Genomic DNA, 18,226 nt, shown 5'->3' on the forward strand with positions numbered 1-18,226 from the left:
CGCAGCGGCCACTGGCCCCGCGGACTGGCCAACGGCTCCGACTGGGTCGGACGCAACCTCATGCGCCACCTCCTCGACTGGATCGAGGTCTGGCCACAACCCGACTGCAATATCACGGCCGAGAACAAGGAGATCGGGCTCAACGACTTCTACTTCTGGCAGGGCCAAAAGTACGGCACCGTGCAGTCGGCCGGCGTGATGGCGTCGCTGGCGTCCCTGGAGATGCTGACCAACCACCCCGGCTGGCGGCCCAGGGCGCTGCGACTGGTCAGCCCGCTGATGCGGCCGCTCTACGAGCGCTTCCTGGGCGGCGGGCTGGTGCTGGCCGCGATGATGGAAGACCTGCCCTACCTCGACAACCGCATCCTGCCGCCCGACCGGCCCGGCGACGACGGCCGCCAGCGGCTGCGACTTCGGTATCGGCTGCACGCCAGCGAACTCGAGCGCCGCGCGGTGTTTTTGCGGCAGGTAAAAGAGGCGCTGCGGCCGTTTCGCAAACTCACCCTGCGCACCGGCGATCACAACTCGACCCTGGGCCATGTCTGCGGCACCTGCCGCTTTGGCACCGACCCCAAAACCAGCGTCCTCGACCCGCAAAACCGGGCCCACGAGGTGCACAACCTCTACGTCGTGGACGCGTCCTTCTTCCCCTCCAGTGCCGGGCTCAACCCCAGCCTGACCGTCGCCGCCAACGCCCTGCGCGTGGCCACCCACATCAACGACACCGAATTCGCCAACTGAGCAGAGTGCCGAAAGCGGGTGGTGAAATCCTTGAACCAACTTAGCCCATCGAGTGCATAGGACCGCCGGGTGGATTTGTTTGTGCGAGAAACCGGCCCCGCCGGCGCGCCGGCTATCGTCTTCTTGCACGGCGGGGAATACACCGGCCAATCGTGGCAGCCCGTGGTCGAGCGGATGCAGCGCTACCGTTGCCTGGTCCCCGACCTGCCGCAGCACGGCAAGAGCCGGGGGCTGGGCCCGTTCCGGATCGGCGAAACCGCCGCCGCGGTCGCAGAGCTCATCCGCGCGCGGGCGAGTTCCGGCCGGGCGCACGTGGTGGGCTTGTCGCTCGGCGCCCAGGTGGGCGCGCAGCTGCTGGCCACCGAGCCGGAGCTCGTCGACCGGGCGGTGCTGTGCGGAATCGTCATCAACGCGATCCCCGGCGCGCGCCTGTCGGCGTTCCTTTTGGGGCGCGTCGCGCGGGTCTCTCGGTTCGTGACCATCCGGATGAAGGCACCGCGCTACGCGAAAATCTCCTCGGCCACGATCCAAGACCGCCGCGAGGATCGGAACCCGATGGACAGCGCCGAAATCGCCCAGATCGTCGAGGAATCCGCGGGGTTCACGCTTCCGCCCGGCCTCGACAAATCGGATTCGCCCACGCTATTTCTGACCGGAACCTACGAGATGCCGTTCGTACGCCGTTCCGCGGCGGCGCTGGCGCGGCGAATGCCCAACGGAATCGACATGATCGCCACCGGCATGCTCCACGACTGGCCCCTTCGCTGCCCCGACCTGTTCTCCCGCACCGTCGACGGTTGGCTTTCCGGAACGGCGCTGCCGCCAGAGATCGAATCGCCTTTTGCGGCGCGCGACGGCAAATGACCCGGCGGTAGTGTTCCGACCGTGTGGAGCTCAGTGCTGCTGGTGCCGACGCTTCTGCTCACGCTCGATCCCGTGCGCCTCGGCCTGATCCTCCTGCTGATCACCCGACCACGGCCCCTGCAAAGCCTGTGCACGTACTGGGTGGGCGCCATGACCTCGAGCGTGCCCTACATGCTGGTTCCGCTGACCGTCCTGCACCTCACCCCATCCTTGCGGTCGTTCGCCGAACGCTATGCCACCCCGGCCACGCTTGCCAGCCCCGCCGTCCGGCACACCCAAATCGGCATCGGAGTGGTCGCGCTGTCGATCGCCGCGGTGCTGGCGGCCCGCCTCCGGGCGCGTCGGCGCGCCACCGTGGCGGCCCCGGCCGGGGCGCCGTCGACACTCCCGCCGGGCCGGGATGCGGCGACCAGAAACGGCTCCGCGCGCCGGGGGTGGCGCGCCCGCACCTACGGCGCGTGGGAAAACGGGTCCATTTGGCCCGCATTCGTCTTCGGCGTCCTGTCAGGGCCGCCGCCTTTGACGGCCCTTTTGGTGCTGACCACCATCATGGCCTCGGGCGCCGCGATCGGCGCGCAGGTCGGCCTCGCCCTCGTCTGGGTGGTCGGCATGTTCGCGGTCGTCGAGATCATTCTGCTCAGCCACCTGGCCGCGCCCGCGAAAACCCATGCGGCCCTGCAGTTTCTGCACGACTGGATTTTGGCCCACCGGCGGCAGGTACTGATAACCATGGTCGCCGTGGCCGGGGTCGCGATGCTGGCCCTCGGCGTCGGCGGCGGCATGGGGGCCGGTCGCTGACGGCCGGGGCGCCGATCAGCCGACCCGCCGCAGGCGGGCGAAATCCTCCACGTGATCGGCGGCGGCGGCAACGCTCTCGGCGGGTTGCGTCATCCGGGTGGCGACTTCGCGGGCCCGCGCGGCGTATCGCGGGGCCAGGATCCGGCGCAGGTCCGCGACCAGAGACCGTTCCGTCGTGGCTGAAAAGCGCCGGGCGGTGCCCACTTTCAGCCGTTTGACCGCGGCCCCCCAGATCCCCTGCACGTCGGCCATCCAGAGGATCAACGTGGGCACGCCCGCGCGCAGGCCCGCCGCCGTGGTGCCCGCGCCACCGTGGTGCACGACGGCGCGACAGGCCGGGAAGATCGCCGCGTAGTTCACCGCGCCGACGACCTTGACGTGCTCGAAGCTAGTGACGTCGCCGAAGTCGGTCCAGCCGGCACTGACCAGCGCCCGCTCGCCCAGCTGCGCGCAGGCCGCCGCGATCATGGCGAGCGCCTCGGCCGGAGATTCGATCGGAATGCTGCCGAACCCGAAGAAGATCGGCGGCGTTCCCGCGGCGATCCAAGCGGCGACCTCGTCGTCGGCCTGGGTCGCCAGCTCCAGCGTCAGCGTGCCGACAAAGGGCCGCTTGGGGGGCCGCTGCCCGTTCCATTTCGCCCACTCGGCGGCCAGCCCCGGAAAGCACACCTCGTCGTACGCCTGGATCTCCAGCGATCCGCGTGCGGCGATCCGCCGCGGCGCCGGGCCTGTCGCCCTCGGCAAACCCAATTCGCGCCGCTGCGCGTCCTCGCCCCGCTTGACCCCGCGCCAGACCAACCACTCGTACACCCGCATCGCCGAGCGCACCACGGGCGCCGGCAGCATCGGAACGAGGCGGCCGTTGACCCTTATCGGAAACCACAACAGCGTCGCCAGCGGAAGGTCGCGATGCTCGGCGACGTTGGCCGCCAGTTCCTGGTAGCTCATGCCGGTCAAAAGCAGGTCGGCGCCCTCGGCGAGCGCCGTCAGCGTCGCGCTCATCTCCGCCCACCGCTGGATGCCCGGCTCGCGAGCCTCGCGCAGCAGCGCCTTGACATCCCGGATCCTCCAGAGGCTGCGAAAGAGCCGCGCCCAGAAGTTGCGGGTCGCTTCCAGCCAGGCCTGCGTGTCCGGGCCGTATTCGATCGCCGGTAGCCCGACCGACTCCGCGAACCCGACCAAATCGGGCGGGACGGCCATGCGCACGTCGTGGCCTCGGCGCAGTAGCTCACGGCCGACGGCGATGCCGGGCTCGACATCGCCGCGAGTTCCATAGAAAGCGAGCACGAATCTCATCGGCGGGTCTCCGACCTTCGATTACGCCCACGTCTCGTTTCGCCGGCGCGCGATGGCGTTGAGCCTGATGAAGAGGTTGACGACCGAGATCGGGATGCGTCGGTACACCCGGCTGAGCTGGTCGAAATTGTCGAACGCGATCCGAAAACCTTCTTCGCTCGCCCGATAGGCCTCGAAAACGTTATCCAGCGCGGTTTGATCCCAGGGCTCGTCGCGGGCGGCCGCGCTCAGCGCTTCGTGGGCCACCGGAATCCAGTCCGCACCGAAAACTCGGGTCGCCGAGTGATCGTTTCGGTGGTGCCGCAAAGCGGGCGCCAGGAACTTCTCGACGGCATCCTCATTCCGGACATCTAAATCGATTGCCAGCGCCGCGGAAATCCGCTTGACTTCGCGGCGCCAATCGTCCATGAGATTGGCGTAGTCAACGAACACCCGCGGCAAGCCGCGGGTGTCTCTTTCGGCCAGCAGGCTGTATTTCAACCACAACGCGCTTCCCAGCTCCGGCGTGACGCTTGCACCCGCCATCAACGACTGGACGGCTTCTTCGGGGTGGCGCACCGCGATCGCTGCCGCGGGCGCGAATCCGGCCTGACGCGCCGCCTCCAGCCACATACCCGCGATGGCCGTAATCTTCGGGTCCTTGATGACCACGAGCGGCGCGGCGGGCAGCGAGGTGAAAAATGCCCGCATCTTGGCGATGTACGCGGCCGTCTCGTCGGCGCCGAACGCGCCCTCCTCCTGCAGGCGCAACGTCGGATCGAACCCGGCGCTGCCGTGGCGGCGCAGGATCGTTCCGTTGAGGTAGACGGCGGCGCGGGGCTCCCAGAAGCCGGCGGGATCGCGCGCGGTCGCGCCCAGCAGCCCGGGCGGAAGCGCCGCGCCGCACAGCGACAAGACCCGCGTCAACGCCGACGTTCCGGACCGCGCAAACCCCAGCACGAACAGAGCCGTGGGGCGCGACTCCGAACCGGGCCGCGCGCCCGGGGTCACCACCGCAACTCGCCGCTCGACGCCATGCGCGACGCGCGCGGGCGCCACCGGCACAGCCGTTCGGGATGCGTTGCGCGGTTACGGTCGACCGCCGCGGCGCCGGACCATGAAGTCACGACAACACCATAAGGGCCCGCCGCCTCTCGCCGCGCAATGTCGCGCAATTTCGGGCGGGTCACATTCCATACGTCCCGCCGGAAAATGCGCGATTCTCCTTGACCGAAGGCCGCCCGAAAATGCTGGGCCAAGCTAAAGTCCCGAAGCTAACCTGATGCGATGATTTCGTACCCACCCCCAAAGGGCGCCGCCGTGGCGCCCGGCGCCACCCCGCGCAGCCAGCTCGGGAGCTGATCGGTGCCGGTCCCGATCCTGCCAACCGGCGAGTCGTCCGGCAGCCGGACGCCCAGCGGTGCCGCGCGGCCGGATAACCGGCTCACGTTCGTGGACCAAGCGTTCTTCGCGGGGCAGCGCGCCGCCGGCCAGACCGAAGTGATGCAGGTCGTCTGGCTTTACGAGCACCCCATCGACCTCGACGGCCTGCGGCGTTTTCACCAAAATCTGCGTCACGGATTGTTGGCGCGGCTGATCGAGCGTTCGCCGCTGCCCTTCGGTCGGCATCGATGGGTCCTGGATCCGGGGCACCCGGAAATCGACTTCGCCGAGCGCGCCCGTCCCCGCGCCGAACTCAGCGACTGGGCCGACGAGCGCTCACAACTGCCCGTCGATCCGGAATCGGGGCCCGGCTGGCACCTCGGCGTGCTACCGCTGACCGATGGCTCGACCGCCGTCAGCCTGGTGGCTTCGCACTACCTGCTCGACGGCATCGGCTTTCTCGTCGCGATCATCGAGGCGATCCTGGGCAACGCGCACGACCTCGGCTACCCGCCACCGCGGTCTCGCACCCGACTGCGCGCACTGGTTCAGGACGCCCGCCAAACGGTGCGGGACGCGCCCGAGGCCGGCCGCGCGCTCGTCGCGCTGGCCAAACTGACCCGCCGGCAGCGGCGCGACGGCACCCGACCGCCGGCCCCCCGACCCGCCGCCCCCGTCGAAGGCGGCGACGACGAGCCCGTCGTGGTGCCCGGCGTCACGATCGCCGTCGGCCTGGAAGAGTGGGACTTGCGCGCGAAGGCCCTCGGCGGCACGAGCAACACGCTGGCCGCCGGGCTGACCGCGAAACTCGCCGAGCGCCTCGGCCGCCGGCGCGCCAGCGACGGCGCCGTGACCCTGCAGCTGATCTTGAGCGACCGCACCGAGGGCGATACCCGTGCCGTTGCCGTCTCCCTGGCCCGCGCCAGCGTCGACCCCACGCGGCTGACCGAGGATCTGAGCGAAGCGCGCGCGGCGATCAAGAACGCGCTGCAGGCGTGCCGCGAAACGCCGGATGCGTCCTCGCAGCTCGCCGCGCTGAGCCCGTTCACGCCGAAACGAACTTGGCGGCGGGGGGTCGACGCGGCGTTCGCCGATCCCGATCGCCCGGTGGTGTGTTCCAACCTCGGCGACGTGGGCTCGGTGGTGAGCCTGATCGACGGCACCCACTGCGACTACGCCTTCGCCCGGGGGATCAGGCAGTGCGTGACCCGACGGTGGCTCGACCGAACGGGCGGCCAGCTGCAACTGCTGTCGCTGCGCACGCCGCCGCTGGGCAGGATCTTCGTTCACGTCCTGGCTTACCGACCGGGCGCCGAAAACACCAAGCCCGCGTTGCGGGAGGTGGCCGCGCGCACGCTGGCCGAGTTCGGCCTGACTGGCGACATCGATTGACGAACCGAGCCGCTTTCGCGGCCACGGCCGAAACATGGTCGAAGTCCGGACCAGCCCTGGACTAGGGTGTGGACCGTTATTGCACTCGTGTCTGCTAACGCGACGTGAGCGGGCACCCACGCACCCGACGGCACCAGCCATGAGATGAGCGGGCCTATGCAGGTCGAGCCGACCACGGCGGGCGACACGGGTCGGCAGCCGGCGACCCGGCTGCCGGCGCGGCAGTTCGTCGCCGTCGTCAGCGCCCTCGGCGGCATCCAGCTGCTGGCGATGATGGACGGCACCGTCGCGATCTTCGCGCTCCCGAAGATCCAGAACGAGCTGGGGCTATCGGATGCCGCGCGGAGTTGGGTGATCACCAGCTACGTGCTGGCCGCCGGGGGCCTGATGCTGTTGGGCGGCCGCATCGGCGACACCATCGGGCACAAGCGGACCCTGATCGTCGGCGCGGCGCTGTTCACCATCACGTCGGCCATGTGCGGAGTCGCCTGGGACGGAAGCCTGCTCGTGGTGGCCCGGCTGCTGAAGGGCGTGGCGGCGGCCATCGTCGCGCCCACGGCCATGGCGCTGGTCGCGACGACGTTCCCCAAGGGGCCGTCACGCAACGCCGCGATGGCGGTGTTCGGCGCGATGGCCAGCGTCGGGTCGGTGGTGGGCCTGGTGGCGGGCGGGGCGCTCACCGAGGTGTCGTGGCGGCTGGCGTTCCTGGTGAACGTGCCGATCGGGCTGGTGGTGATCTACCTGTCCTGCGTGGCGCTGCGGGAGACCGTCAAGGAGCGGATGAAGCTCGACGCCCTCGGGGGTGTGCTGGCCACGCTGGCCTGCACCGCGTCCGTCCTGGCGTTGACCACGGGCCCGGAGACGGGCTGGCCGTCGGGGGTCACCGTCGGCTCAGCCGCGGTGGCCGTGGCGGCGTTTGTCGCGTTCGCCCTGGTGGAGCGGACGGCCGAGAACCCCATCGTGCCGTTGGGACTGTTCTTCGACCGCAACCGCATGGCCACGTTCGCCGCCACATTCCTCACCGGCGGGGTGACGTTCACCATGGCCGTGCTGATCGCCCTGTACGTGCAAAACATCATGGGCTACGGGCCGATGCGCGCGGCGATCGGCTTTATCCCGTTCGGCTTCGCGACCGCCGTCGGGGCCGCCGCGGCCTCGCGGCTGGTGTCGTGGTTCCCGCCGCGGGTGGTGGTGATCGCCGGCGTCGTCGTGCTGCTGGGCGCGATCCTGTGCGGGGCGACGCTCGGCCGCGGCATGCCGTACTTCCCCGATCTCGCGCTGCCGATCGTCGTCGCGGGCATCGGTCTCGGCATGATCAACGTGCCCCTCGGGCTCGCGCTGATCGCCAGCGTCGGCGTCGACCAGATCGGTCCCGCCTCGGCGGTCGCGTTGATGCTGCGGAGCCTGGCCGGACCGCTGGTGATGGCCGTCGTCCAGGCCGCCATCGCGGCGCGCACGCTGCGCCTCGGCGGCGTTCACGGGCCGGTGAAGTCGATGACCGAGGCACAGTTGCGGGCGCTGGACCACGGCTACTCCTACGGCTGGATGTGGCTGGGCGGGGTTGTCGTTCTCATCGCGGCGATGGCGCTGCTCATCGGCTACACCGCGCAGCAGGTGGCGCGCGCGCAAGAAGTCAAGAGGGCGGTCGATGCGCAGGGGCGCTAGTTCGCCGGCGGGCCGCGTGGTCTCTTAAAAAATTTGGAGCCGTTATTGAACTCGTGTCGGTTAGTGTAAGTCCGTGGTTGAAGGCAGCGTGCGCGATTTCGAGCGGGCCCCGTCCGATGCCGCCGTCGGGGTTGGCGAAAGCGCCGGCCCCCAGCCGGGCCGTCGGCGTCTTTTTCCGCGCGCTGCTCGACAGGCTCCGCCCGCACCTGGCAGGCCGGGCCGACCGGGAAGGGGCGACCGGAATCCGAGGTCCGTCATTTTCCGGGGTTTGCGGCGGCTCTGGATTCCGCTGGTCGTGCTCGTCGTGGTGGGCGCCGGCGGGCTGACCGTGTCGCGGCTGCACGGCATCTTCGGCTCGGAAAAGCGGCTGTCCTATGCCGACACCAAGGTCGACAACAGCAAGCCCTTCAATCCCAAGCGCCTGAAATACGAAATCTTCGGGCCGCCGGGGACCGAGGCCGAGATCAGCTATTTCGACGCCAACGGCGATCCGCAGCACGTCGACGGGGCGAAGCTGCCGTGGTCGTTGGAGTTCCCGATCACCACCGCGGCGTCCATCGGAAGTATTGCCGCACAGGGAGATAGCGACAGTATCGGCTGCCGCATCACGGTGGACGGCGTGGTCAAGGCCGAGAAGGTCACCAACGAAGTCAGCGCCTTCGCCTCATGCCTGTTGAAGGCCGCATGAGCAACCATCAGCTGCATTCTCAGCCGCTGGTAGCACGCACGATCCACCGATTTGCGGTCCCGATCATCCTCGCGTGGTTGGCGCTCATCGTCATCGTGCAGTTGGGCGTCCCGTCGCTGGACCAGGTCGAAAAGGAACATTCGGTTTCGCTGAATCCCACCGACGCGCCGTCGTTCAAGGCGGCACAACGGATCAACGAGGACTTCAAGCAATCCGCTTCCGGCGGCAGCATCGCGATGATCGTCTTGGAGGGCGACCAACAGCTCGGCGACGCTGCCCACCGGTACTACGACCGGTTGATTCTCCAGCTCAAAGACGACCCCAAGCATGTGCGGCACATTCAGAATTTCTGGGGGGACGAATACACCCGGGGCGCCGCGGAAAGCGCCGACGGTAAGGCCGCATACGTTCAGTTGGACCTTGCCGGTAAACCCGGCCAGACCTTAGGCAACGAGTCGGTCGAAGCCGTCCAGCACATCGTCGAGCGCACGCCGTCCCCGCCGGGGATCAAGGCCTATGTCACCGGCCCCGCGGCGATCTCGGCGGACATGAACGGCAGCGGTGACCGGACGGTCGCCACCGTCACCGCGCTCAGCGTCGCGGTCATCTTTATCACCCTGCTCCTCGTCTACCGGTCGATCGTCACCGTAACCCTGTTGTTGCTCGTGGTCGGTATCGAATTGCAGGTCGCCCGGGCGATCGTCGCGTTTCTCGGCCATCACGGAATCATCGGCCTCACCACCTTCGCCGTTAATCTGCTGATTTCGCTGTGCATCGCGACCGGGACCGACTACGGGATTTTTTTCATCGGGCGGTATCAGGAGGCACGCCAAGCCGGCGAGAGCCGAGAAGTGGCGTTCTATACCACCTACCACGGCGTCGCGAAGGTGGTCTTGGCCTCCGGCCTGACGATCGCGGGGGCGGTTTATTGCCTGAGTTTTACCCGGCTGCCCTATTTCCACGCCCTCGGGGTCCCGTGCGCGGTCGGCATAGCCGTCGCGGTTGCGGTCGCGCTCACCCTGGTTCCGGCGGTTCTCGCGCTGGGAAGCCGTTTCGGCCTGTTCGAGCCGAAACGGAAAATAAAGGTTCGCGGATGGCGACGGGTGGGCACGGCGATCGTTCGGTGGCCCGCGCCCATCTTGATCACGACGTTGGCGGTCGCGCTCGTCGGGCTGTTGACGCTGCCGGGATACAAACCCAGCTACAACGACCAGCAGTACATTCCCAAAGACATTCCCGCCAATTTGGGGATTGCGGCGGCCGCGCGCCATTTTCCGCAGTCGGCGATGATGGCGCCCGAAATCCTGATGGTCGAGACCGACCACGATTTACGGAATCCGGCGGATTTTCTGGTCTTGAATAAACTGGCCAAGGCGGTGCTGGCCGTTCCGGGAATTTCCAAGGTGCAGGCCGTGACGCGGCCCGAGGGAACGCCGATCGCGCACACGACCCTGCCATATATGCTCAGCATGCAGCAGGCCAGCATGCAACAATTCATGTACTTTCAGAAGCTGCGCATGAACGACATGCTCAAGCAGGCCGACATGCTGACGGAATCCATCACGATCATGCAGCGGATGTACGACCTGCTCAAGCAGATGGTCGCCACGACGCATGACATGGTCGCCAAGACGCATGAAGTGCAGGAGATCACGAACGAACTGCGGGATCACATCGCCGATTTCGAAGATTTCTGGCGGCCGGTCCGCAGCTATTTCTACTGGGAAAAGCACTGCTTCGACATCCCCATTTGCTGGTCCATCAGATCGATCTTCGACACCATCGACGGCGTCGACTCGGTAACCGATAAGCTGCGAGATCTGGTCGCAGACCTCGACCACCTGGACGCGATTCTGCCGCAATTGCTCGTTCAGTTTCCCGAGATGATCGAAATCATGCAGAGCATGCGCACCATGATGCTCACGATGCATAGCACCATGTCGGGCGTCTTCGGCCAGATGGACGACAACAGCAATAATTCGACCGCCATGGGAAAGGCGTTCGACGCATCCAAAAACGACGACACCTTCTACATCCCGCCCGAAGTCTTCAAAAACGCGGATTTCAAACGAGTCCTGAACATCTTCCTGTCGCCGGACGGGAAGGCCGCACGCATGCTCATCACCCAAAAGGGTGATCCGGCGTCGCCGGAGGGCCTTTCCCGGGTCGACGCGATAAAGAGCGCGGCCGAGGAGGCGCTCAAAGGAACGCCACTGGAAGATTCGCAGATTTACCTCGCCGGGACCGCGGCGATGGTGAAGGACGTGGTGCAGGGCTCGACCTACGACCTGGCGATCTCGGTAATCGCCGCGCTCTGCCTGATATTCATCGTCATGCTGATCATCACCCGAAGTTTCGTCGCCGCCCTCGTTATCGTCGGCACCGTATTGGTCTCGCTCGGCGCCTCCTTCGGGCTGTCCGTATTCGTTTGGCAGTATTTGCTGGGCATGCAAATACACTGGGCGGTTGTCGTGATGTCGTTGATCGTCCTTTTGGCCGTGGGGTCTGACTACAATTTGCTGCTGGTCGCCCGGATGAAAGAGGAAGTAGGCGCCGGCATCAACACCGGCATCATCCGCGCCATGGGCGGGACCGGCAAGGTGGTGACGAATGCCGGGCTAGTGTTTGCCTTCACCATGGGGTCCATGGTGGTCAGCGACCTGCGCAGCATCGGTCAGGTGGGCACGACGATCGCCCTGGGTCTGCTGTTCGACACCCTGGTGGTGCGCGCCTTCATGACCCCCTCCATCGCGGCACTTTTGGGGCGCTGGTTCTGGTGGCCCCAACAGGTGCGCCCCCGCCCCGCCAGTTCGTTGCTTCGCCCCACCGGACCCCGCCCCGTGGTGCGCGCCCTGCTGCTGGGACAGCACCAGTAACCGGCGGACTTGCGGAACTGGACGGCGACCGTGGGAAGCATCGTGACACAGGGCGATAGCGACACCGGCGGCCGCCGCTTCGTGCTCGACGGCGCGGTCGAACCCGAGGCGATTGGCCGCGAGCTCGACGCCCCCTCCGGCGGGCCGGTGCAGGCGGCATGAGCACCGAAGCCGCTCGGCGGCCCGTCCTGGCGCGCATGATCCGCCGGCTCGCGGTACCGATCCTCCTGGCCTGGGTCGGGTTGACGCTGACGGTAAGCTTCGGCGTTCCCTGGCTGGAGACGGTCGGCCGCGAACATTCCGTACCGCTGGCGCCCCGGGACGCCCCCGCGGTGCAGGCCATGCAGCGCATGGGCGGCGACTTCAAGGAGTCCCACTCGGACAGTTTCGCCATGCTCGTCCTGGAGGGACAGCAACCGCTCGGCGACGACGCCCACGCGTACTACGACCGATTGATCCGCCAGTTCACCGGCGACCCGACGCACGTCGAGCACGTGCAGGATTTATGGGCCGATCGACTCACGGCGGCCGGTGCGCAAAGCCGCGACCGCATGGCCGTGTACGCCCAATTGAACCTCGCCGGTAACCAAGGCACGACTTTGGGCCAGGACTCCATCGCCGCGGTGCGCGACATCGTCAAGCGCACGCCGCCGCCGCCCGGGCTGCACGCCTACGTGACCGGCCCCGCCGCGCTCGTCGCGGATATGCAGCGCAGCGGCGACAGATCCATTTTGAAGATGACCCTGATAGGCGCCGTGATCATTTTCACGGTTCTGCTTTTCGTTTACCGTTCGGTCGTCACCGTGGTGGGCCTGTTGGTGACGGTTGGCATCGAATTATTTGCGGCCCGCGGAATCGTCGCGTTTCTCGGCGACCACAATGTGGTCGTCCTTTCGACGTTCGCCATCAATCTGCTGGTGGCCCTGGCGATGGCGGCCGGAACCGACTACGGAATCTTTTTCTTCGGTCGCTATCAGGAGGCGCGTCAGGCGGGCGCGGACCCGGAAGCGGCCTACTACGCCACCTACCGCGGGGTCGCCCCGGTCGTCCTGGGATCCGGGTTGACGATCGCCGGAGCGATGCTGTGCCTGAGCTTCACCCGGATGCCGATCTTCCAGACCATCGGCGTGCCCTGCACCGTGGGCATGCTGGTCGCCGTCGCGGTGGCGTTGACGCTGGTCCCGGCGGTTCTGACCGTCGGGAGCCGCTTCGGGATGTTCGATCCCAAGCGCCGGATCGGCTTCCGTCGATGGCGGCGGGTGGGCACCGCGATCGTACGCTGGCCCGCGCCCATTCTCGTCGCCACGTTGGCGCTGGCGCTGATCGGTCTGATCACCCTCCCGGGCTACGAGACCAGCTACAACGATCGGCTCTACATGCCCCAAGACATCCCGGCCAACGCCGGATACGCGGCCGCGGATCGTCATTTCTCCCAGTCCCGGATGATGCCCGAAATCCTGATGATCGAAGCAAATCGCGACATGCGCAATCCGACGGACTTCATCGTGCTCCACAAACTAGCTAAGGGAATTTTCCGGGTTCCCGGGATTTCTCGGGTACAAGGCATAACCCGGCCCGAGGGAACACCGATCGAACACACTTCGATACCTTTTTTGATCAGCCTGCAGAACGCGGCTCAGATGCAAGACCTGAAGTACATGAAGGCTCGCATCAACGACATGCTCAAATCGGCCGAAATCATGTCCAGGCAGATCGCCTTGATGAAGCGCATGTACGAACTGCAGCGGCAGATCGCCGACATCACCCACCACTCGATCGGCCAGACGAAAGAGCTGATCGCCATCGTCGACGAGTTGAGCGGTCACATTTCGGATTTCGAGGACATGTGGCGGCCGATCCGTAGCTACTTTTACTGGGAACGGCACTGCTACGACATTCCCATTTGCTGGTCGATACGATCCATTTTCGACATACTCGACAGCGTCGACGCGCTCAGCGACAAAATGCATGCCCTCGTGCACGACCTGGACACGATAGACCAACTGCAGCAACAGCTGCTCGAACAGCTGCCCAGAATGATCGCGATGATGGAGTCCATGCGGACCGTCCTGCTGACGGCCCACAGCACCATGGCCGGGGCCCTGGGCGACTTGGACGAATCAAACCAGAACACGATGGCCATGGGCCAGGCGTTCGACGCCGCCAAGAACGACGACTCCTTCTATCTGCCGCCGGAAGTCTTTTCAAACCCGGACTTTCAGCGCGCGATCGGTTCCTTCCTGTCGCCCGACGGCAAAGCGGCTCGGTTCATCATCTCCCACAAGGGCGACCCGGCGACGCCGGAGGGCATCGCCCGCATCGATCAGATCAGGACGGCGGCCGAGGAGGCGCTCAAGACGACTCCCCTGGAGGACGCCAGGATTTATATCGCGGGCACCGCCTCGACATTCAAAGATTTTCGCGACGGCTCGACATATGACCTGTGGATCGCGGGGGTTGGCGCTCTCTGCCTCATTTTCATCATCATGCTCCTCATCACGCGGGGATTCGTGGCCGCCCTGGTGATCGTGGGGACGGTGTTGCTTTCGCTGGGCGCATCGTTCGGGCTCTCGGTGCTGGCGTGGCAGTATCTTCTGGGCATCAAATTGCATTGGATGGTTCTCCCGATGTCCGTGATCGTCCTTTTGGCGGTCGGGTCCGACTACAACCTGCTCTTGGTATCCCGGATGAAAGAGGAGATAGCCGCCGGGATAAACACCGGCATCATCCGGGCCATGGGCGGCACGGGCAAGGTCGTGACGAATGCGGGCCTGGTGTTCGCCTTCACCATGGCCTCGATGGCGTTCAGCGATTTGCGGATCATCGGTCAGGTCGGGACGACCATCGGGTTGGGCCTGTTGTTCGACACCCTGGTGGTGCGCTCGTTCATGACCCCGGCCATCGCCGCGCTCCTCGGGCGCTGGTTCTGGTGGCCGCAGGCGGTTCGTCCGCGTCCGGCCAGTCAGATGCTTCGATCCGAGGCGCCGCGGCCGGTGGTGCGAGCGTTGCTGCTTTGGCGGGATGACTACGACGACGATGCGGTCACGGCCGAGATCCCGGTCCCGTCCGCCTGATCCGCGGCTTTACCGGCGGTATCGCCGCGGCACGCATCAGAATGGCAACATCATTCTTAATTGCGACAACGCCAATTGCAGCTGCGCCACTGCTCGCTCCAACAGCAATGACCCCAAAACGCTCGCCTCATTTGCCACCAACGCCCACGCGTAGGCCACGTTGTAAAGCGCGGTCAAATAGATCTGAACGGTGATCGGCAAGCTATGGAAAAAGCCGATCAGCGGGTCGAGCACCTGGCTCGGCAAGGGACCGGCGACCGTGTTGACATCCGACGCCGCGCTCCCCAACGACCCGACGTTGGCCGCCTCGGCCGCCGCATACGAGCCCGCGCTCGCGTTCAGTTGCTGGACGAACTGCTCGCTGAATGCCGCCGCCCGGCCGGCCAGCGCGTGATAATCCGCCGCATACTGGGAGAACAGGCGTGCCACGCTCGCCGACACCTCATCGGCGGCGGCGGGCAGCATCGCGATTGTCGACGGCGCCGCCGCCGCGTGGGCCGCACTTACCGTCGAACCGAGGGCCGCCACGTCGGTCGCCGCCGCAGCCAACGTCCCCGGCGCCGCCATCACATACGACATATCCATCCTCCGCGAATAGTCAATCCTCGTCGTCAAGGAGTCGAGGAATGGTGCGAGTCACGCTATAACACCAGCACGAAAAACTGGGAGAATTGCACCGCGAGAATGGCAAAGCCGATTATCAAATAGGCCAAGCCGGCGAGCAAATATGCCCCTATAACGGGGATCAGCGCGAGCTCGAATAAGAAGGTTTGCAGGGTTGCTGCGAAGGACGTCAACATGTTCCAGATGCCGTTTATCGCCTCGGTCAACTGGGTCGGCACGGCGGCGGCGATGCCGCCGACACTCGAAGCGGGACTCGCATTCAGGTGCTGCAAGGACGCGGCCGCGGCCGCCTCGGCGGCCACATACGAGTCCGCGCTTGCTTTCAAGTGCTGCACGAACTGCTCGTTGAACGCCGCCGCCCGGGCGGCCAGCGCGTGATAGTCCTGTGCACATCGGGAAAACAACTGCGCGATCCCTGCCGACACCTCGTCGGCGGCCGCGGGGATCAGGCCGATCGTCGGGGGCGCCGCCGCCACGTGTGCCGCGTTGAGCGTCGAACCGACGCCGGCCACGTCCACCGCTGCCGCCGTCAGGATCGCCGGCGCTGCCATGACATACGACATATTTACCCTCCCACCTGGTCATCGATCGACCGGCGGCAAAACAAGCAACATGACTCGCGTCCCGCTCGGTAGGCACATTACATACAGATGGAATGTCGCGGGAAGAGTTATGAGACACAAGTGGAATTTTGGTCGCTCCCGTCGCCGGCCGCACCGGCGCCGGCGGAGCGCCTCAGGCCAGCCGCGCCACCTCGACCATGGCGGCGGTGATCTGCGCGATCTCGCCCGCCGAGCAGACGTAGGGCGGCATCGCGTAGACCAGGTTGCGGAACGGGCGCAGCCAGACCCCGCGGTCCAGCGCCGCCGGGGTGGCGACGGCCAGGTCGACGGGCCGGGCGCATTCGATCACGCCGATGGCGCCGCACACCCGCACGTCGGTGACGCCGGGCAGCGCCCGGGCCGGTTCGAGCCCCTCGGCGAGCCCGGCGGCGATCCCGGCGACTCGCGACCGCCAGTCCTGCCCGAGCAGCAGCTCGACGCTGGCCACCGACACCGCGCAGGCCAGCGCGTTGGCCATGAAGGTGGGCCCGTGCATCAGCGCGCCGGCCTCCCCGGATCCGATGGTGTGCGCGATGCGGGCGGTGCAAAGGGTCGCGGCCAGGGTGAGGTAGCCGCCGGTCAGCGCCTTGCCCACGCACATGATGTCCGGGCTGACCCCGGCGTGGTCGGCGGCGAACAGCTCGCCGGTGCGGCCGAAGCCGGTGGCGATCTCGTCGAAGATCAGCAGCACGCCGTGCCGGTCGCAGGCGTCGCGCAGGTCGCGCAGGTAGCGCGGGTCGTGGAAGCGCATCCCGCCCGCGCCTTGCACGACGGGCTCGACGATCACGGCCGCCAGCTCGGCGGCGTGCCGCGCCAGTTGCGCCTCGAACGCCGCGCTGTAGGCGGGGTCGTAGTCGCGGGGAACCTGCGGGGCGAACACCTGCCGGGCCAGGATGTCGGTCCACAGCGAGTGCATGCCGCCGTCGGGATCGCACACGCTCATCGGGGTGAAGGTGTCGCCGTGGTAGCCGCCGCGCCACGTCATCAGCCGGTGCTTGCCGGGGCGGCCGAGGCCGCGCCAGTACTGCAGCGCCATCTTGACGGCGACCTCGACCGACACCGAGCCGGAGTCGCTGAAGAACACGGTCTGAAGGCCCGCCGGCGTGATGCCCACCAGCAGCCGCGCCAGCCGGGCCGCCGGCTCGTGGGTCAGCCCGCCGAACATGACGTGGTTCATCGTGGCGAGCTGGGCAGCCAGGGCCGCGTCCAGCTCGGGATGGCCGTGCCCGTGGATCGCCGTCCACCAGGAACTCATCGCGTCGAGCGCCTCGATCGGCTCGCCGTCACGGATCAGCGTCAGCCAGGCGCCGCGGGCGGCCACCGCCACCACGGGCGGCACCGCTTCGCGGCCGACGCCGCTGTAGGGGTGCCACACGTGCGCGGCGTCGATCGCGCTGATCTCTTCGGGCGTCAGCCCGGCCCTGGCCGGCGGCATAGAGATCGAGGGTAAAGCAGCCGAGTCGCACAATCGGCGGCCATCGGGAAGCATCGACGCCATGGCAGCGCCGTATCCGCCCGACGATCCGCGTCCGAGCAACCCCGCGGTCCTTCCGCCGGCGCCCGGGCGTGAGCAATCCGAGCAGCGACCGCCGCGGGTGCTTCGGCTGCGGATCGCCGCCTGGGACGTCGTCTCCACCGTCGTCCTGCTGGCGTTGCTGCTCTATTTGGCCACGGCGACGAACTGGCCGACACGGTTGTTCGGCTTCCTGGCGAACGTGTGCGAGGGCGACACCTGCGGGGCCGTGCCGTTCGGGGTCGACTACTACATCCACCCCGTGGTGTGGGGCGGCATTGGCGCCGCGATCGCCGCGGCCGGGATCGGGCCGTTCATCTCGCTTTTGAAGGGCTGGTACATGTCGTTCTGGCCGGTGTTGTCGCTGGCCGTGCTCATGGTGGCCTCGGTGGCCGGCTCGCTGCTGACCACCTTCAGCTCGCGGTACTGGCTCTGAGCCGGCCGCGGCGCGCTGAGACCCAAGTCACAACGACGGACGCAAATTCGGCTCCCCCAGTCACCGCGCGGTCACGGTACGACAAAAAATCATCTGCGCAGGCCACAAGGTATTTTCCGGCCCCCACTTCTGTTGTAGAAGTGTCCTTAGTGACTGGTGTGAATTCAGGCGGCTGACGGCCTGGCTTCCGCCAAGCGTCATGCAGCGGCGTTCGGCCCCGACGAGGCCGGCGCGCCGCCGCAACAGCGGCCGATGCGCGCAGTCACCGCGACTGAGGCCCAGGACCCCGAGGAGT

The 18,226-nt window shown here is 66.9% G+C and carries 14 protein-coding genes; 9 read left to right on the forward strand and 5 right to left on the reverse strand.

All coding sequences use genetic code 11. The annotated features are described in order from the left end of the window. From AWC19_RS03850 to AWC19_RS03860, 3 genes are all read left to right on the forward strand, one after another. Nucleotides 1-741, forward strand: a 741-nt coding sequence (locus AWC19_RS03850) for a GMC family oxidoreductase (protein ID WP_142280962.1), incomplete at its 5' end; no start/stop codon positions are given. A 69-nt stretch (nt 742-810) separates the two neighbouring features. Further along, nucleotides 811-1,605: an alpha/beta fold hydrolase gene (locus AWC19_RS03855; RefSeq protein WP_085076769.1), complete on the forward strand. Its 795-nt coding sequence runs from the start codon at nt 811-813 to the stop codon at nt 1,603-1,605. Between the two features lie 33 nt (nt 1,606-1,638). Beyond that, the gene (locus AWC19_RS03860) at nt 1,639-2,403 is read left to right on the forward strand and encodes a GAP family protein (protein WP_211284836.1); all 765 of its coding nucleotides are present in this window, start codon (nt 1,639-1,641) and stop codon (nt 2,401-2,403) included. Nucleotides 2,404-2,418: 15 nt separating this feature from the next. Here the strand turns inward: AWC19_RS03860 and AWC19_RS03865 are convergent, their stop codons facing one another. Further along, a complete protein-coding gene (locus AWC19_RS03865; protein ID WP_085076770.1) occupies nt 2,419-3,699 on the reverse strand; it encodes a glycosyltransferase in 1,281 nt (426 codons plus the stop codon). Nucleotides 3,700-3,720: 21 nt separating this feature from the next. After that, a complete protein-coding gene (locus AWC19_RS03870) occupies nt 3,721-4,644 on the reverse strand; it encodes a sulfotransferase family protein (RefSeq protein WP_085076806.1) in 924 nt (307 codons plus the stop codon). A gap of 399 nt (nt 4,645-5,043) precedes the next feature. Here AWC19_RS03870 and AWC19_RS03875 point away from each other — a divergent pair, with 399 nt between their 5' ends. The 5 genes from AWC19_RS03875 to AWC19_RS03895 all read left to right on the forward strand — a co-directional run bounded on the left by AWC19_RS03875 (nt 5,044) and on the right by AWC19_RS03895 (nt 14,756). Continuing rightward, complete coding sequence (locus tag AWC19_RS03875; RefSeq protein WP_245848702.1) at nt 5,044-6,453, forward strand: condensation domain-containing protein; 1,410 nt, start codon at nt 5,044-5,046, stop codon at nt 6,451-6,453. Nucleotides 6,454-6,609: 156 nt separating this feature from the next. After that, nucleotides 6,610-8,118, forward strand: a complete 1,509-nt coding sequence (locus tag AWC19_RS03880) for an MFS transporter (protein WP_085076771.1) — start codon at nt 6,610-6,612, stop codon at nt 8,116-8,118. Between the two features lie 268 nt (nt 8,119-8,386). Next, nucleotides 8,387-8,806 carry an MmpS family transport accessory protein gene (locus AWC19_RS03885; protein ID WP_085076772.1) on the forward strand — a complete coding sequence of 140 codons (420 nt, stop codon included), beginning with the start codon at nt 8,387-8,389 and terminating at the stop codon, nt 8,804-8,806. Then, the gene (locus AWC19_RS03890; RefSeq protein ID WP_085076773.1) at nt 8,803-11,682 is read left to right on the forward strand and encodes an MMPL/RND family transporter; all 2,880 of its coding nucleotides are present in this window, start codon (nt 8,803-8,805) and stop codon (nt 11,680-11,682) included. Before AWC19_RS03885 ends, AWC19_RS03890 begins: the two co-directional genes overlap by 4 nt. Before the next feature lie 158 nt (nt 11,683-11,840). After that, on the forward strand, nt 11,841-14,756 hold the full coding sequence (locus tag AWC19_RS03895; protein WP_085076774.1) for an MMPL/RND family transporter: 2,916 nt from the start codon (nt 11,841-11,843) through the stop codon (nt 14,754-14,756). 36 nt (nt 14,757-14,792) lie between these two features. Here the strand turns inward: AWC19_RS03895 and AWC19_RS31515 are convergent, their stop codons facing one another. From AWC19_RS31515 to AWC19_RS03910, 3 genes are all read right to left on the reverse strand, one after another. Next, nucleotides 14,793-15,341 carry a PE family protein gene (locus AWC19_RS31515; protein ID WP_425436870.1) on the reverse strand — a complete coding sequence of 183 codons (549 nt, stop codon included), beginning with the start codon at nt 15,339-15,341 and terminating at the stop codon, nt 14,793-14,795. Between the two features lie 56 nt (nt 15,342-15,397). Next, on the reverse strand, nt 15,398-15,931 hold the full coding sequence (locus tag AWC19_RS31095; RefSeq protein WP_281255265.1) for a PE family protein: 534 nt from the start codon (nt 15,929-15,931) through the stop codon (nt 15,398-15,400). A 184-nt stretch (nt 15,932-16,115) separates the two neighbouring features. Beyond that, nucleotides 16,116-17,417 (reverse strand): adenosylmethionine--8-amino-7-oxononanoate transaminase, encoded by a 1,302-nt coding sequence (locus tag AWC19_RS03910; protein WP_085076777.1) that lies wholly within the window; start codon nt 17,415-17,417, stop codon nt 16,116-16,118. A 61-nt stretch (nt 17,418-17,478) separates the two neighbouring features. Here AWC19_RS03910 and AWC19_RS03915 point away from each other — a divergent pair, with 61 nt between their 5' ends. Continuing rightward, nucleotides 17,479-17,931 (forward strand): hypothetical protein, encoded by a 453-nt coding sequence (locus AWC19_RS03915; protein ID WP_085076778.1) that lies wholly within the window; start codon nt 17,479-17,481, stop codon nt 17,929-17,931. The last annotated feature ends 295 nt before the right edge of the window (nt 17,932-18,226 follow it).

This window comes from Mycobacterium palustre, assembly GCF_002101785.1.
GTDB lineage: Bacteria > Actinomycetota > Actinomycetes > Mycobacteriales > Mycobacteriaceae > Mycobacterium > Mycobacterium palustre.

Excerpts from the sequence above, each read along its gene's own strand:
- AWC19_RS03895 (WP_085076774.1), top strand. The coding sequence starts at position 11,841 with ATGAGCACCGAAGCCGCTCGGCGGCCCGTCCTGGCGCGCATGATCCGC.
- AWC19_RS03890 (WP_085076773.1), top strand. The coding sequence starts at position 8,803 with ATGAGCAACCATCAGCTGCATTCTCAGCCGCTGGTAGCACGCACGATC.
- AWC19_RS03880 (WP_085076771.1), top strand. The coding sequence starts at position 6,610 with ATGCAGGTCGAGCCGACCACGGCGGGCGACACGGGTCGGCAGCCGGCG.
- AWC19_RS03865 (WP_085076770.1), bottom strand. The coding sequence starts at position 3,699 with ATGAGATTCGTGCTCGCTTTCTATGGAACTCGCGGCGATGTCGAGCCC.
- AWC19_RS31095 (WP_281255265.1), bottom strand. The coding sequence starts at position 15,931 with ATGGCAGCGCCGGCGATCCTGACGGCGGCAGCGGTGGACGTGGCCGGC.
- AWC19_RS31515 (WP_425436870.1), bottom strand. The coding sequence starts at position 15,341 with ATGGATATGTCGTATGTGATGGCGGCGCCGGGGACGTTGGCTGCGGCG.
- AWC19_RS03910 (WP_085076777.1), bottom strand. The coding sequence starts at position 17,417 with ATGCCGCCGGCCAGGGCCGGGCTGACGCCCGAAGAGATCAGCGCGATC.
- AWC19_RS03915 (WP_085076778.1), top strand. The coding sequence starts at position 17,479 with ATGGCAGCGCCGTATCCGCCCGACGATCCGCGTCCGAGCAACCCCGCG.